The following is a 12,825-nucleotide window of genomic DNA, read 5'->3' as shown; positions in this document are numbered from 1 at the left end:
ATCTCCATCAAGGCTAAGGAATAAGCCTCTTTACTTGACGGTAAAGATGCTCTACGGCGTCACAGAAGTAAAAGGGGAGCGAGGCCCGTGGAAGGTCTCGACGGTCGCGTACTACTATGCCCTCCACGACAAGCAGCAATCGGAAATTCTTTCCTACCATTGGCACCCGAAGACAGAACACCAAGATCCTCATCTTCATCTACAGTCCGGCTCGAAGGTGATGGACTCTCTGCGAGGCATTCATTTGCCAACGGGGCGCGTTACGCTGGAAGAAGTGCTGAGGCTCTTGATCGAAGAGCTGCGGGTAAAGCCGCTCCGAATGGATTGGCGCAAAGTGCTGAAGTCTACTCAATTACAGCACGAGCGTTTCCGAAGCTGGCCCGCGATAAATTCTCTATAAGAGGAAGGACGCCATGAAGAATAACCCTTTTAACCAACAATGGAACAACCCCTTTTGGCTTGCGTATTACGTTCATGCGTATGATTGGGTTCCGGCCTAGCATTGCTATCGCCGTTAGAGCTTGGGAAAAGTTACCAGAACCAGATCCAGATGACTACCCACTGATTAAAGCTTGCTATCTGCTCGGGCTGGCTGTCGGCCTCAAGTATGCCCGCGAACCAGAAAAAACGGCGGACGACATTGTCGCAGCGTACAAAAAGCATAAGTAAAGCTGAACAGGATAGGACTTCGAAGGAAGTGAATGCTAATTTGGTTTGTATTTTATCGTGAGCCGTACTTGGAAAAAATTGAAACACTTGTCGTAGACCTTGCCGCCCTTCGGTGACATTTCGTACCCTAAACAGCTCCCGTGATCTTCGATCTCAGTTTTCCGCTCCTTAACCGCTCTCTTGATTAACGAACCTAAGTGAAATCCAGCGTCGGGACTGTTGCAAGACGGATTTCTGCATTTTATGAACTCGCCGGGGAAGTTCTTTTCTACATACGTTACCGTTCGGTCCTCATTGGGACGAAAACCCTTCCCTTGGTGTGTAACTTTTACTGCTATCGCCTCGATTTCCGGGAAAGTATTCTTAAGGTAATCCCTGTTTTTTGATTCGCTGGGAAACTCAGCCAGTACCGATTGCTTGAACAGTGGTGACTCGTCTCCGCGATTCTTTTTGTTCATGGTTCCTCCCAATGTGCTTTGATGCTAGCAGGAGCGACCTAGAACGAAAAGGCCAACGCCCCGACGACCGATGGCCCCCCCCCGGCATTATACCTGTGCCATTTTTTACCTTGGCTCCCCTCGCTCCGAAAACCTATCCTGTGGTAACCTCAGGGTGTAGAAGCAGGGTGAGCGTGGTGAAATACATATGCGGATGGTTGCCACTCGTTCTTAGTCTCTTGTCGTTTTCTTGCTCGACGCTCTCGGGGCCATATTCTGCATATCAGTTTGACCAGAATCGTCTAAATCAAAAATTTACATCGGGGGACATCCGGTTTGAGAAATGGATGGACGAATCTGACGATCTCCTGCGTAAGCACTATCCTGCGGATTTTAGAGTCGAAGCATTCATCGGTGAGAGGAGGAGATTGCTTCAGCTTTATAGAACGGGGGAACTTTCCGCCGAATCCGTCGATATGATACTTAGAGACAAGTTTGAGCCGCTTAGGGAAGAAAGGGAGGCAAGATACTATGCAGAACTGCCGGTCGGAGATGACAAGATTATACGCGACAACCTTCAAGACACTGCAATCCTTTTTAATAGCATTGGCAGTATTCTCAGCGCCCTTCGCCGTTAGCGGGTGCGCCACTGTACGACTTGGAAGGGACTTCTCGGGTCCAAGCATCACCGATGGTCTCAAAATCGGAGAAACGCAAATGGAAACTGTTTTGGCTGTCCTCGGTCAGCCTCAGGGAAGAGGGAAAAGCTATCTCCCCGGACAGGGACTGTTTGATGTGTGGGATTATTTTTTCGCCGTCGCAACCGCTGGTGACGTCAAACAAAAATATCTCCTTGTCTTTTTTGACAATAACAGAAGGGTACAGGGATATATTTGGTGGAGCGATTTCTGAGTATCAAGGAAACTTCGCGCCGCGAATGCTGCCATAGGTTTTACCGCTCTTTTGTTGTCGGGTCCGCTTTGCCCGGCTTTGGGCGTAGCGTCTTTTTCTCAATGTCCACCTCGCCCCATCTCTCCGGTAGGGACTTATTTGCGGCCATCGTCTGCTTATGAAACCTGTTGCCCGTTTCTTTCCGCAAGCGTTCGCTTTACGTCCGAAAGCTCTCGGTCGAGTCCTGTCACCATCGCTTGAAGTGCGCCGATCAATGCTTGCTGCGATTCTATATCCGCAATCGGAACCTTAACGTCGATGAGAGCAATCGAGTCTTCACCGTGAAGCGCTTTGAGCTGACGGATGGCCTCGACTGCGGTGTACGCGGTCGGAATTTTCTCGCCGACGCCGAGACTGAATCGACGATTGGAAATCGGCTTTGTTGCAACCCAAAGCTTCATTATTTTTCCCCTCCAATGGACCCGAAGAAATATTTAACCGTGCCGACGAATTTCGCTCGCCGTTTTTTCACGTCTCTCTCAACTCGTTTCGCTGACACCGCAGGCCATATCAACACCCGCCCGCCGACTGCTGGCACGGCCTTTAATCGAAGCCCGTTGACGTTGATCGCCTTCGTTTTCATTTCCGACCTTCAGAAAAACCCCGGCGTCGCGACTCCGTTCGCGTGACGGAGCAGGAGGCGGCGCAGCGAGAAGATTCCGCACCGGCGACGCCGGGGAAGCGACTACTTGAAAAATTGGCCGTACATCATTCGGAGCGCCGCTTCGGTCATTCGCCCGCTGTCCCGCGCAACGACGACCGGCCGAAATTCCTTCTCGATCTCGGCGCGAGCGCGTTCTATGTTCTCGCTCGTCAGCGGACTGCCACTTGCTCCGCCTGACAGGCGATTCGCTCTTTTTTGCGTCTCGGCTTCGATAAATTCCGAGGCGGCATCGCGAATGAGCTGGACATGATTTGCGAGCGTGCTGACCGCTTGGGGTGCATCCACTGACCCGTCGCTCTTTTTGGGAAGCGCCGAGATTATCGCGCCGAGGTTTTGTATTGCGCCGTAATTGCGCGAGCGCAGCGCCTCACCGTAAACGGCCTCAAAGCCATCCGTACGGATCTCGGAAACGTCGCAGCCAAGATAAGCAGCGCCGAGCTTCGGATTCGCAACGATCGCCATTTTGAGCGCCGCGGTGTATCCGACTCGCCGAGTCTTCATCAAGTCCTTCGCGACGGCATCGAGTTCGACCCCGGCCTCGTATTTCTTCTGCTCGGTCACAGGCTTCGCGTCGCTCGCTTGTCTCGCGGGCCGTTCCGTCATGAACTTGTGAAAGCCGTCGCGCCCTTTTTTGTAATCGCGCTCGCCTCGTTGCTCCATGAATTGCCGAATGAACTGATCTTCCAACACGCCCGCTTCGCCGTCGCCGCCGAGATACGCGAAATGAATTTGTCTCATTTCGTCGTGGGTATAAGTTTTCAACATGATGACACTCCTTTCGGGCTATTTGCCCGGTTAACTTGCTTTCCGTAATTTTTCTTCCTCGAAAAACTCAGCCAGATACTCGTCGATGATCTCGCTGTAACTCTTTTCCATGTACGTGCGCGCGGCAGGGTACTGACCGAACCCGAAGGCCATATAGATTTGAGCCTCGAGGGATTCCCGGAAGTGACGACCGAAGTGTTTGCTGACTCCAAGCTCCTGCGCGAGCGGCGCAATCTGTTCGTTAATCGCCTGCTCTTCTTTTTCCGCCTGGATCATTTTCTTCATCGCTTCTTCTGCCTTGCGCGCGGCGTCTTTCTTTGCCACGCAAAGAGACTGGAACTTCGCCCGTCGCTCTGCGATGTATGCCTGCTCACGCGCGTTTAGGATCTCCTTGAACTTCCGCTCGCCTTCAGCGATGGCGATGACCAGCTCTTCCTCTTCGAGCGCAGCCTTGAGCAGATCCGCCCTGACCGCTTCGAGCGTCGCTTGAGCCTTTTGATCTTCGTCCGCGAGCGCAGCGTAAGCGACCTCGTCGCGGTTTTTCTGAAGCTCTGCCTTCCGTGCCCGCTGTGCTTCTAATTTTCGCTGCAAGGCCTGGACGGTTCGGCGCTGCGCTTCTTTCTGTTGATCGAGTCGAGCTACCTCGCTTTGAGTTTCGCCCGTCTCCGCTTTGTTGGTTTTCATTGTTCCCTCCCTCTTGTTTGGCGTTGCGTATTTACCAGCTCTGCCGACGCATGGGTAAAAAGATCGTCGCTGCGGCCGTGAAGTCGAGATATCGAGACCTTTCTCGGACGCGCTCGCGGAGGTCATCCCGAACTGCGCAATCGGCGCAACCTTTTATCATTCGCGCCCGCTTGCCCGTTTCCGTGACAGTCGCCAGCAATCCAATGCGCCTCGACAATCTGCCGCAGATTGGACACATCGCCAATGGTTCCGGTCTGCTCACTGCGGGTCCTTCCAATCCGGCGCATCCGCGCCGATCGCCCCGTCTCGCGTGAACACGCGATCTCCGAAGCCAAGCAAGCCGGAAAGATCAACGTCGTCCAAGATGGAATGGACTACACCGACAACGCTGTTGCTCCAATCGTCGTGCTCGCCGCTCGGATGATCGATTTTCTGACCGCGCCAGATCAAACCTAAGAGCTGCGTCTCAAGCTGCGTCACGTCGAGAAGCACAACCCGCCCGCTGTTGAGTCTCGGCTCGAAAGCTTCGTAAAGCTCGCTCTTGGTCAATTGGGAAACGTGGTAGCTGATTCCTTCGTTCTCGAACGCTGCGCGAAAGGTTTCCCCCGCATAGGCGTCGCCGATGACCGAAGCTATCCGGTAGGACTTCAAGACCTTGGCGAATCGCACGACCGCTTTCATCGGATCGAACGGCGCTGGCGCTCCCTGATCGAGAATGCAATCAAGCACGGCCCGGCCCGCTTCCGCGTCGCCTTCGCTGTGACCGACTGCTAAAACGGCATCGTCATTGCTGCCGCCGCTCATGTCCACAAAAGCGTGATACTGCTCGATACCGGGTAGCGGCGCTCTGACTTTGATAGTGCGCTCAATCGCCGCGTCGATAGCTTCGACCGTGAAGGCGCTGCCTCCTGGCAGTCCGCCCTCGCACAGGTGAAGGCGACGGTACATGAACGACGGAAGCCGCGTCTTTTGCTGCTGTAGATAAGCGCCGCTGTCTTTCCAAGAATCCATTGACGGATTGGCTCGACGTTCCGGCTCGGCGTCGGCAAAGTCCGGGTCGGTTGTCCGACTTGAAGTGTACGCGGAGAAATACATTCGAGTGTCTTCGCCCTTCCAGCCGCGTTGAAGCATGTCGAACAACGGCACGCCCGGCCGCCAGTAGAGCGTGTTATACGAGCAGATCCACGTGAGATTTTCGCGCGTCGGATCAGGCGCGAACGCTTCCAAGAGGCGATAATCTCGTTGTGTGTGAACCTCATCGATGAAAAGGAAATCGAATTTCCCGCCGTGTTGCCCGGCGAAGTCCTTCCCTGGCCTGATCTCCGCTATCCCGTTGCCGTCTCTGCGAAGAACGGCCTTATCGCGGATTTCCAGAAGATCGGCAAGCAGCTCGTTCGCACGTATGAGTTTCTTGCACAGGTCCAGGTCAATGTCCGCTTGCGCTTCGTCGCTCGCTACTCCAAGACAAGTCACGCCGCCAGCTACTTCCCAATTCAGCAAGACAAAAAGCTCGGCGAGAACTCCATCGAGGCTCTTCGCGTTTTTCTTCCCGCGCAAGAACAACGCCAAAGAGTAGAGCAGTCGCCCGTATTCGTCTTCCGTCAGAAACACGTCCCTGAAACTCTTCTTTCGGTATGGCTCGATGACCCGCGGCTTTCGGTCGAGCCACTTGAGCAGGGAAAAGAATTCCAGCGGATCGACGCGCGCCGGGACTCTCTCTGTCTCTGCCGCTGCTTTGCGTTTCCGCTTTGTCATGCTCAAGTCTTCCCGCCGCTCTCTGACTCGGCATCGGGTTCCCTGCTCAGCGCGGCATTCAAGCCGCTCTCTTCGTCGATGGCTTCGTCAACCGAGACGCCATTCGGCCTAATTGCCCCGTTTTCGTTCTCAGCGCCGTTTTTCGGCCCCTTGCCCTGGCTCTGTGGCTGCCGACTCGTTCACGGCCCCGTTGCGCCCTGCTACGGTAGCTTCTCGCGTTGTTCCGTTCTCTCTGGCTTTCGCCGCGAGAAGCTCTTGCAGCGTTGCTCTCGGCCCTTTGTCCAGCTCCAGCGCCTCGCATCGCTTGGCGAAGCGCATACTGACAACCTGGTACTGATCGTGAACGCTGGGAAGCTCTTTCCGCCTGCGATTCAGTACGCTGCCGCGCTCCTGCGCGTCCCTGACAATCGCCTCGCCCAGCTCCAGCCGAAGCCATAGATCCATAGCTGCCGCGTCGATCTCCAGCTTGATATGCAGCGGGCAATCTTTCCCGCCCTTCGTTTTCAGCGCCCATGCCGCCCACTCTTTTGCGCTACGACCCGCCCATGTTCGACCGTCGAGCACCTTCCCGCCGTGCCTTTTCAATGAGGCGACGCGGCTGTAGTGGCCGTGCTGAACACGGTTTTTGTTGCCTTGCTGCGCTCCGGGTGCGCGATTCTCTTCCATGCTCTACGCTCTCCGTCCTGGACACGTCGTGGACACCATGCCCACTAACTGCTTGAACCTGTGAATATTTTTTCCGGTGACAGAATGGCCAAAATGATGTGGCGTCCAACGCCGACGATATTCGAACGCGGGGAAAACCGGAGAAGGGTAGGAGAGAGCCTACCGCTCTCGATTGTCTTGCCCTTGGTCGTCGCCTTCCGGTTTGCCATGCTCGCTCAATCCTTGCCGAGTATTTTTTCCAGCAAGTCGGTTCTGCCGCGCTGTTCGAGCAGCTGACACGCCGCTTTCATGTCGGCAAACCTCTGGATTTCATCTGCAAGCTTCTCTTCGCTGCCGTCGTCATGCACGCCTCGCTGCTGTTCGGCCTTAACTACTTCGAGAATGCTCTCCATCTTCTCTGCAAGCTCGTCATCTCCCAAACGTGCCAGTAGGTCATCGACTTGGGGGATCTCGATAAAGCCCTCTGGTTCGGGTATCGACCGCCGCCAGATCGTATATGGGCTATCCATCGTCGTTCTCCATGCTCAGTCCCTTCAATGGACTCCCGGATCTGGCGCAACTCCGGTCAACGTGTCCAGCAAGTGTCCAACGCAAGCCGAGCTGATAGGGACTGAGGCGACTTCCGTTTATGGTTGGCCCATATTTTTCAACATGATATGACTTGGCAGGACTCCATGTTAACTCCCGAATGGAATATCGAGTGATGTGGCCGGGTCTCGCTCTCACCAAGCGCAAGGGCGTTATCTTCATCATCTCCGCGCCGTCGGGGGCCGGCAAGACGACCCTGGTCAAAAAACTCCTCAAGCTTTTTCCCGATATCACGCTCTCGGTTTCTTGCACGACGCGCGCCCGCCGGCCCGGAGAAGCGGCCGGCAGGGATTACCACTTCGTCACGGAGAAAAAATTCGCCGCGCTCCGGTCGCGCTCCGGTTTCGCCGAATGGGCCAGGGTTCACGGATTCTTTTACGGCACGCCGCGCGCCCCCCTGGAGCGGACGATCGCGCGCGGGCGCGACGTGCTCCTGGACATCGACGTTCAGGGCGCGCGCAAGATCAAGCGAAAATACCGGAACGCGGTTTCGATCTTCGTTCTTCCCCCATCCCGCCGCGAGCTGGAGCAGAGGCTCGCGCGGCGCGGCACCGACCGGAGGGAAACGATCCGCAGGCGGCTGGAGAACGCCCGGCGTGAAATCCGCGAGCTCATGCGCTATGATTATGTCGTGGAAAACCGCGAGCTCCGGCGCGCCGTCGAGAGCGCCAGGGCCATCGTCATCGCCGAGCGCCTGCGCGTCTGCCGGCTGAAGTCATGAGGGCTAAGGGATTTGGATTTTGTATTTAACTCGAAACCCGAAACTCGAAACCCGAAACTCTTCTGATCGATATGGGCAAGGAAGTCAAAGTTTCGGATCTGGTGGAAAAGATCCAGGCCTACCATCCGGCGGCCGACGTCGATCTGGTGCGCCGCGCCTACGATTTCTCCGCCGGCGTGCACCGCGGGCAGAAGCGGCTTTCGGGCGAGCCCTACCTCATTCATCCGATGGCCGTGGCCGGAATCATCACCGACCTGAAGCTCGACGTCCAGAGCGTGGTCGGCGGGCTGCTGCACGACACGGTCGAAGACACCCTGGCGACGCTCGACGAGATCAAAAATCTTTTCGGCCCGGAGATCGCGAGCCTGGTCGACGGCGTCACCAAGCTGAGCCAGGTCAATTTCACCAGCGTCGAAGAGAAGCAGGCGGAGAACTTCCGCAAGATGATCGTCGCGATGGCCAAAGACATCCGCGTGATCTTGATCAAGCTCGCCGACCGCACGCACAACATGAGGACCTTGGATCATCTGCCGGTCGAAAAGCAGCTCGCCACGGCGCAGGAGACGCTCGATATCTATGCGCCGCTGGCCCATCGCCTCGGCATCGCGTGGGTGAAAGACGAGCTGGAAGACCTCGCGCTGAAGCATCTCCACCCGGAGATTTATTACCAGCTCAAGCGCAACGTCGTCAAAAAGAAGGTCGCGCGGGAAAAATACATCAACGAGGTGATCGCGCTGATCGGCAAGATCCTCGAAAAAGAAGGCATCGACGCGGAAGTGACCGGCCGTCCCAAGCACTTCTACAGCATCTATCAGAAGATGGAGACGCAGAACCTGCTCTACGATCAGATTTACGACCTCGTCGCGTTCCGTATCCTCGTCGACACGCCGCGCGAGTGTTACGAGACGCTCGGCGTGATCCACTCGCAGTGGAAGCCGGTGCCGGGTCGCTTCAAAGACTACGTCGCGCTGCCCAAGCCCAACATGTACCAGTCGCTGCACACGACGGTGATCGGACCGTACGGCGAGCGCATGGAGATCCAGATCCGCACGCAGGATATGCACCGCGTCGCCGAAGAGGGGATCGCGGCCCACTGGCGCTACAAGAAAGAGGCGGAGGACTTGAAGTTCAACGACATGCAGCGATTCGCCTGGCTGCGCCAGCTCCTCGAATGGCAGCAGAACCTGCAGGACCCCCAGGAATTTCTCCATAGCATCAAGGAAGATCTATTTTCCGACGCGGTTTATGTTTTTACGCCCAAGGGCGACCTGCACAATTTTCCCAAGGGCGCGACGGTGATCGATTTCGCCTACCGAATCCATTCGGAGGTCGGCCACCACTGCTCGGGCGCGCGCATCAACGGCCAACTCGTGCCGCTGAGATACTTGCTGCGCAGCGGCGACACGGTCGAGATCATCACGATGCATCAGCAGACGCCGAGCCGCGACTGGCTGAAGCTCGCCAAGACGCCGCGGGCGAAAGGTCACATCCGCAACTGGCTCAAGAAACAACAGCGCGAGAGAAGCTTCGCTCTGGGACGCGAGATCCTCGAAAGCGACCTAGGCCGGCATAAGCTCGAATACGCCACGCTCAGGCGCGAGGGCAAGATCGATGCGCTCGCGAAAGAATTGGGCATGAAAGACGAGGAGGGATTGCTGGCGGGCGTTGGGTACGGCAAGATCACGCCGCGGCAGGTGTTGCTCAAGCTCGTCCCGGCGGAACAACTGGACGACGGAAAAAAGCAGGCGGAGGGGGCGCTCGAGCGCATTTTCCGCATCGTGTCCAGGCAAAAGCGCGATCTCGGCGTTCGCGTCAAGGGAGTGGGGGACGTGCTCGTCCGCTTCGGCCGCTGCTGCCATCCGCTGCCGGGAGAAGACATTACCGGATTTATCACTCGCGGCCGAGGCGTGACGGTCCATGTTTCGAGCTGCCCGACCGTGCTCGAGAGCGACCCGCACAGGAAGGTCGAGGTGGCGTGGCAGGTCGGCAGCCAGGCGGCGCGGCCGGTCAAGATCGACGTGAGCTGCATCGACCGGCCCGGATTATTGGCGGGGATCAGCGCCGCGATCACCGGCGCCGACGTGAATATCGTGCGCGCCCAGGTGCGCACTTTCGAGGATCAGAAGGCGCTGAATAGCTTCGAAGTGATGATCACGGATTCGAAACAGTTGAGGCGCGTCCTCGCCAACATCGCCAAGGTTAAAGGGGTCTACAAGGCAGTAAGGGCCAGAGGATGAACAGACCACCGAGAAACGCCCATCTGGTAACCGCCTGCCCGGGAGTCTCTCTCCGGGCCGATGCGATACGTCCGGTGCTACGCGGCACGAGAGTACTGAGAGAACTTTTTCAGTACGATTGAGCCTCCTCGTCCCACGCATCGCCCCTTCGAGAAACCCCCGGGCAGTCAGTTACCGTACTGGAATTCTTCGACCGTGCTCACGACGAAGTCTAAAATCCAAAATCTAAAATGGAGCGGTGATGAAGTGCGTGGTTAGGCTACTTTTTCTACGCGGCCGGAGTGGATGCAATCCGTGCAGACGAGAATCCTTCGCACCTGGCCCTCGACGCGCGCCTTCACCCTTTGTAGATTGGGCCGCCAGATCCGCTTCGTCTTGTTGTTGGCGTGGCTGACGTTGTGTCCTATCGAGTGTCCCTTGCCGCAAATTCTGCAGATTCTTGCCATGGCTATTGCTTGTGCATCCTTTCGATGATGTCCGTGGTGGAGTGGCCTTGAAGATACCCGATGAGCGCTACCTTTCCGCCGTAGCTCTCGACGAATTCCCGACCGATGATCTTGTCTGCGGACCAATCGCCGCCTTTGGCCAGCACGTCGGGCTTAAGCTCTTGAATGACGTTCAGGGGATCCGGCTCGTCGAACAAGGTAACGTAGTCTACCATCTCCAGCGCGGCAATCAACTCCGCGCGCTCTCCTTCAGGTAGAATCGGCCGGCCAGGACCTTTGATCTTCTTCACGGAGCGATCGCTGTTCAGCGCGACGACCAAAATATCGCCGAGCTTCTTCGCTTCTCTTAAAACGTGAAGGTGGCCGAGGTGGAGAAGGTCGAAGCAGCCGTTGGTAAAGACGGTTTTTTTTCCTTCTCCTTTCGCTTTTGCCGCAATCGCCTTGAGTGCCGCGCGCGTCTTGACTTTCTCTCGCACGGTAGGTGGGTAACACGTACCTTAATTGTTTTCAAGGATATTCACGGCGATAGCAGAGGCCTAGAAGCCGCGAACAGCGAGCGAAGGCGCGCTTCTTATCCTTGACCGTCCGAAAGAATTCCGGTAAGGTCGTTGTCATCGATTTATAAGGCTTTTTCTAGATAATCTCAGGGAGGAACTCATGCAATATCGTGATCTGAGAGACTGGATCAAGGCTGCCGGCGAAGGCGAGGTCAGGACCCTTACCGGATGCGACTGGAACCTCGAGATCGGCGCCGTCACCGAGCTCGTGCATCATAAGGAAGACGGCCCGGCGGTGTTGTTCGACGACATCAAGGGCTATCCGAAAGGTTACCGCGTGTTGTCGAACTCGCTCAGCTCGCGCAAGCGCCTGGCGATGACGCTCAATATTCCTCCCGGCGATACCAAAATGGATTTCGTGCGCAACTGGCGCGAGCGTTACAAGCAGATCAAACCGATTCCCGCCAAGGTGGTTTCGAAAGTCCCCGTGATGGAGAACGTCTATCGCGACGGCGACGTCGATGTTCTCAAATTTCCCACGCCGATGTGGCACGAGCACGACGGCGGCCGCTACATCGGCACCGGCAGCATCGACATCACCAAGGACCCCGATGAAAACTGGGTCAATTACGGAACTTATCGCGTCATGATCCACGACAAGGACACGGTCGGCTTTTACATCTCGCCGGGAAAGCACGGGCGCATCCAGCGGGAGAAATATTCCGGGACGGGGCGGCCGTGCAAGATCGCCATGTCGTTCGGCCACGATCCGCTGACTTTTCTGGCCGGCAGCATCGAGGTGCCGTACGGCATTCAGGAATGCGACTTCATCGGCGGCGTGCGCGGCGAGCCGTTCGAAGTTTTCGAGGGCGAGTATACCGGCTTCCCGATTCCGGCGACGTCGGAAATAGCGATCGAAGGCGACGTTATTTTCGATCAGCCGCGGACCGAAGGGCCCTTCGGCGAATGGACCGGTTACTATGCCAGCGACGAGAGGCCGGAGCCGATCGTCAAGGTCAAACGTCTTTATCACCGCAACAATCCGATTATCCTCGGCTCGCCTCCAGGCCGCCCGCCCGCGGAGTTGGGCTGGTACCGTTCGTATCTCCGCTCCGCTTTGATCTGGGACGAGATGGAAAAGGCCGGCGTGCCGGACGTTAAGGGCGTATGGCTCACGGTTTCCGGCGGCAGCCGGCTCGTGCTGGTCGTGGCGATCAAGCAGCGCTATCCGGGCCATGCCCGGCAAGCGGCTCTGGTCGCGTCGCAGTGTCACGCCGGCGCTTATCTCGGCCGCTACGTCATCGTCGTCGACGACGATATCGATCCGAGCAACAACGACGACGTGATGTGGGCGATGGCGACCCGGTCGGATCCGGTCGAGGATATCGAGATCATCCGGCGCTGCTGGAGCGGCCCGCTCGATCCGATCATTCATCCGAGCAAGAAGGGCTTCAACTCCAGGGCGATCATCGACGCCTGCCGTCCGTTCGAATGGATGAAGGAGTTTCCCAGGGTGGCCGAGTCGAGCAAGGAAGTTCTCGACGCCACGGCGAAGAAGTGGGGGCGCGTGCTCTTCGGCGGCAACGGCCGATCGTAAAAGAAATTTTTAATGTCTCCTTCTGGGAATGGGAGAAAATCCCTCGCCTTTAGGCGAAGCCTTGAGGTAAAACATCCGTGTGCAGATATACCGGACGACCAGTCATACGAAATACGATCTCAAGTATCACTTGGTTTGGATTACCAAG

General features: G+C 56.8%; 15 protein-coding genes. 7 read left to right on the top strand and 8 right to left on the bottom strand.

Annotation, left to right across the window (positions count from 1 at the left end; genetic code table 11):
* The first annotated feature begins 34 nt into the window (after positions 1-34).
* Positions 35-400: a hypothetical protein gene (locus VGL70_21670; protein HEY3306138.1), complete on the top strand. Its 366-nt coding sequence runs from the start codon at positions 35-37 to the stop codon at positions 398-400.
* 304 nt (positions 401-704) lie between these two features.
* Here VGL70_21670 and VGL70_21665 read toward each other — a convergent pair whose 3' ends face one another.
* The gene (locus VGL70_21665; protein HEY3306137.1) at positions 705-1,127 is read right to left on the bottom strand and encodes a hypothetical protein; all 423 of its coding nucleotides are present in this window, start codon (positions 1,125-1,127) and stop codon (positions 705-707) included.
* Between the two features lie 326 nt (positions 1,128-1,453).
* On the opposite strand from VGL70_21665, the gene VGL70_21660 reads away from it, so the two are divergent.
* The 3 genes from VGL70_21660 (at position 1,454) to VGL70_21650 (ending at position 2,686) form a co-directional block, all read left to right on the top strand.
* Positions 1,454-1,744 carry a hypothetical protein gene (locus VGL70_21660; GenBank protein HEY3306136.1) on the top strand — a complete coding sequence of 97 codons (291 nt, stop codon included), beginning with the start codon at positions 1,454-1,456 and terminating at the stop codon, positions 1,742-1,744.
* 79 nt (positions 1,745-1,823) lie between these two features.
* Positions 1,824-2,018 (top strand): hypothetical protein, encoded by a 195-nt coding sequence (locus VGL70_21655; protein HEY3306135.1) that lies wholly within the window; start codon positions 1,824-1,826, stop codon positions 2,016-2,018.
* A gap of 320 nt (positions 2,019-2,338) precedes the next feature.
* Positions 2,339-2,686 carry a hypothetical protein gene (locus VGL70_21650; GenBank protein HEY3306134.1) on the top strand — a complete coding sequence of 116 codons (348 nt, stop codon included), beginning with the start codon at positions 2,339-2,341 and terminating at the stop codon, positions 2,684-2,686.
* A 56-nt stretch (positions 2,687-2,742) separates the two neighbouring features.
* On the opposite strand, the gene VGL70_21645 is transcribed toward VGL70_21650, so the two are convergent.
* From VGL70_21645 to VGL70_21625, 5 genes are all read right to left on the bottom strand, one after another.
* Positions 2,743-3,486: a hypothetical protein gene (locus VGL70_21645; GenBank protein ID HEY3306133.1), complete on the bottom strand. Its 744-nt coding sequence runs from the start codon at positions 3,484-3,486 to the stop codon at positions 2,743-2,745.
* 30 nt (positions 3,487-3,516) lie between these two features.
* Entirely contained in the window at positions 3,517-4,170 is a 654-nt protein-coding gene (locus VGL70_21640) for a hypothetical protein (protein HEY3306132.1), read from the bottom strand.
* Between the two features lie 258 nt (positions 4,171-4,428).
* Positions 4,429-5,925 carry a hypothetical protein gene (locus tag VGL70_21635; protein ID HEY3306131.1) on the bottom strand — a complete coding sequence of 499 codons (1,497 nt, stop codon included), beginning with the start codon at positions 5,923-5,925 and terminating at the stop codon, positions 4,429-4,431.
* 129 nt (positions 5,926-6,054) lie between these two features.
* Entirely contained in the window at positions 6,055-6,591 is a 537-nt protein-coding gene (locus VGL70_21630; GenBank protein HEY3306130.1) for a hypothetical protein, read from the bottom strand.
* A gap of 215 nt (positions 6,592-6,806) precedes the next feature.
* On the bottom strand, positions 6,807-7,100 hold the full coding sequence (locus tag VGL70_21625) for a hypothetical protein (GenBank protein ID HEY3306129.1): 294 nt from the start codon (positions 7,098-7,100) through the stop codon (positions 6,807-6,809).
* A gap of 179 nt (positions 7,101-7,279) precedes the next feature.
* Here VGL70_21625 and gmk point away from each other — a divergent pair, with 179 nt between their 5' ends.
* On the top strand, positions 7,280-7,900 hold the full coding sequence (gene gmk / locus VGL70_21620; GenBank protein ID HEY3306128.1) for a guanylate kinase: 621 nt from the start codon (positions 7,280-7,282) through the stop codon (positions 7,898-7,900).
* Between the two features lie 71 nt (positions 7,901-7,971).
* Positions 7,972-10,137 (top strand): bifunctional (p)ppGpp synthetase/guanosine-3',5'-bis(diphosphate) 3'-pyrophosphohydrolase, encoded by a 2,166-nt coding sequence (locus tag VGL70_21615; protein ID HEY3306127.1) that lies wholly within the window; start codon positions 7,972-7,974, stop codon positions 10,135-10,137.
* 254 nt (positions 10,138-10,391) lie between these two features.
* On the opposite strand, the gene rpmB is transcribed toward VGL70_21615, so the two are convergent.
* Positions 10,392-10,583 carry a 50S ribosomal protein L28 gene (gene rpmB, locus VGL70_21610; protein ID HEY3306126.1) on the bottom strand — a complete coding sequence of 64 codons (192 nt, stop codon included), beginning with the start codon at positions 10,581-10,583 and terminating at the stop codon, positions 10,392-10,394.
* A gap of 2 nt (positions 10,584-10,585) precedes the next feature.
* Positions 10,586-11,059 (bottom strand): D-glycero-beta-D-manno-heptose 1-phosphate adenylyltransferase, encoded by a 474-nt coding sequence (gene rfaE2, locus VGL70_21605; GenBank protein HEY3306125.1) that lies wholly within the window; start codon positions 11,057-11,059, stop codon positions 10,586-10,588.
* 181 nt (positions 11,060-11,240) lie between these two features.
* Between rfaE2 and VGL70_21600 the strand changes: the two genes are divergently transcribed.
* Entirely contained in the window at positions 11,241-12,677 is a 1,437-nt protein-coding gene (locus tag VGL70_21600) for a UbiD family decarboxylase (protein ID HEY3306124.1), read from the top strand.
* The last annotated feature ends 148 nt before the right edge of the window (positions 12,678-12,825 follow it).

The sequence above is a fragment of the Candidatus Binatia bacterium genome (assembly GCA_036504975.1).
GTDB lineage: Bacteria > Desulfobacterota > Binatia > UBA9968 > UBA9968 > JAJPJQ01.
Note: the sequence above shows the minus strand (reverse complement) of the source record. Positions and strands in the feature narration are given on the sequence as shown.

Coding starts and splice junctions, on each gene's coding strand:
- VGL70_21660 (HEY3306136.1), top strand. CDS start 1,454: ATGGACGAATCTGACGATCTCCTGCGTAAGCACTATCCTGCGGATTTT.
- VGL70_21645 (HEY3306133.1), bottom strand. CDS start 3,486: ATGTTGAAAACTTATACCCACGACGAAATGAGACAAATTCATTTCGCG.
- VGL70_21640 (HEY3306132.1), bottom strand. CDS start 4,170: ATGAAAACCAACAAAGCGGAGACGGGCGAAACTCAAAGCGAGGTAGCT.
- VGL70_21655 (HEY3306135.1), top strand. CDS start 1,824: ATGGAAACTGTTTTGGCTGTCCTCGGTCAGCCTCAGGGAAGAGGGAAA.
- gmk (HEY3306128.1), top strand. CDS start 7,280: ATGGAATATCGAGTGATGTGGCCGGGTCTCGCTCTCACCAAGCGCAAG.
- VGL70_21600 (HEY3306124.1), top strand. CDS start 11,241: ATGCAATATCGTGATCTGAGAGACTGGATCAAGGCTGCCGGCGAAGGC.
- VGL70_21615 (HEY3306127.1), top strand. CDS start 7,972: ATGGGCAAGGAAGTCAAAGTTTCGGATCTGGTGGAAAAGATCCAGGCC.
- VGL70_21635 (HEY3306131.1), bottom strand. CDS start 5,925: ATGACAAAGCGGAAACGCAAAGCAGCGGCAGAGACAGAGAGAGTCCCG.
- rpmB (HEY3306126.1), bottom strand. CDS start 10,583: ATGGCAAGAATCTGCAGAATTTGCGGCAAGGGACACTCGATAGGACAC.
- VGL70_21625 (HEY3306129.1), bottom strand. CDS start 7,100: ATGGATAGCCCATATACGATCTGGCGGCGGTCGATACCCGAACCAGAG.
- VGL70_21630 (HEY3306130.1), bottom strand. CDS start 6,591: ATGGAAGAGAATCGCGCACCCGGAGCGCAGCAAGGCAACAAAAACCGT.
- VGL70_21665 (HEY3306137.1), bottom strand. CDS start 1,127: ATGAACAAAAAGAATCGCGGAGACGAGTCACCACTGTTCAAGCAATCG.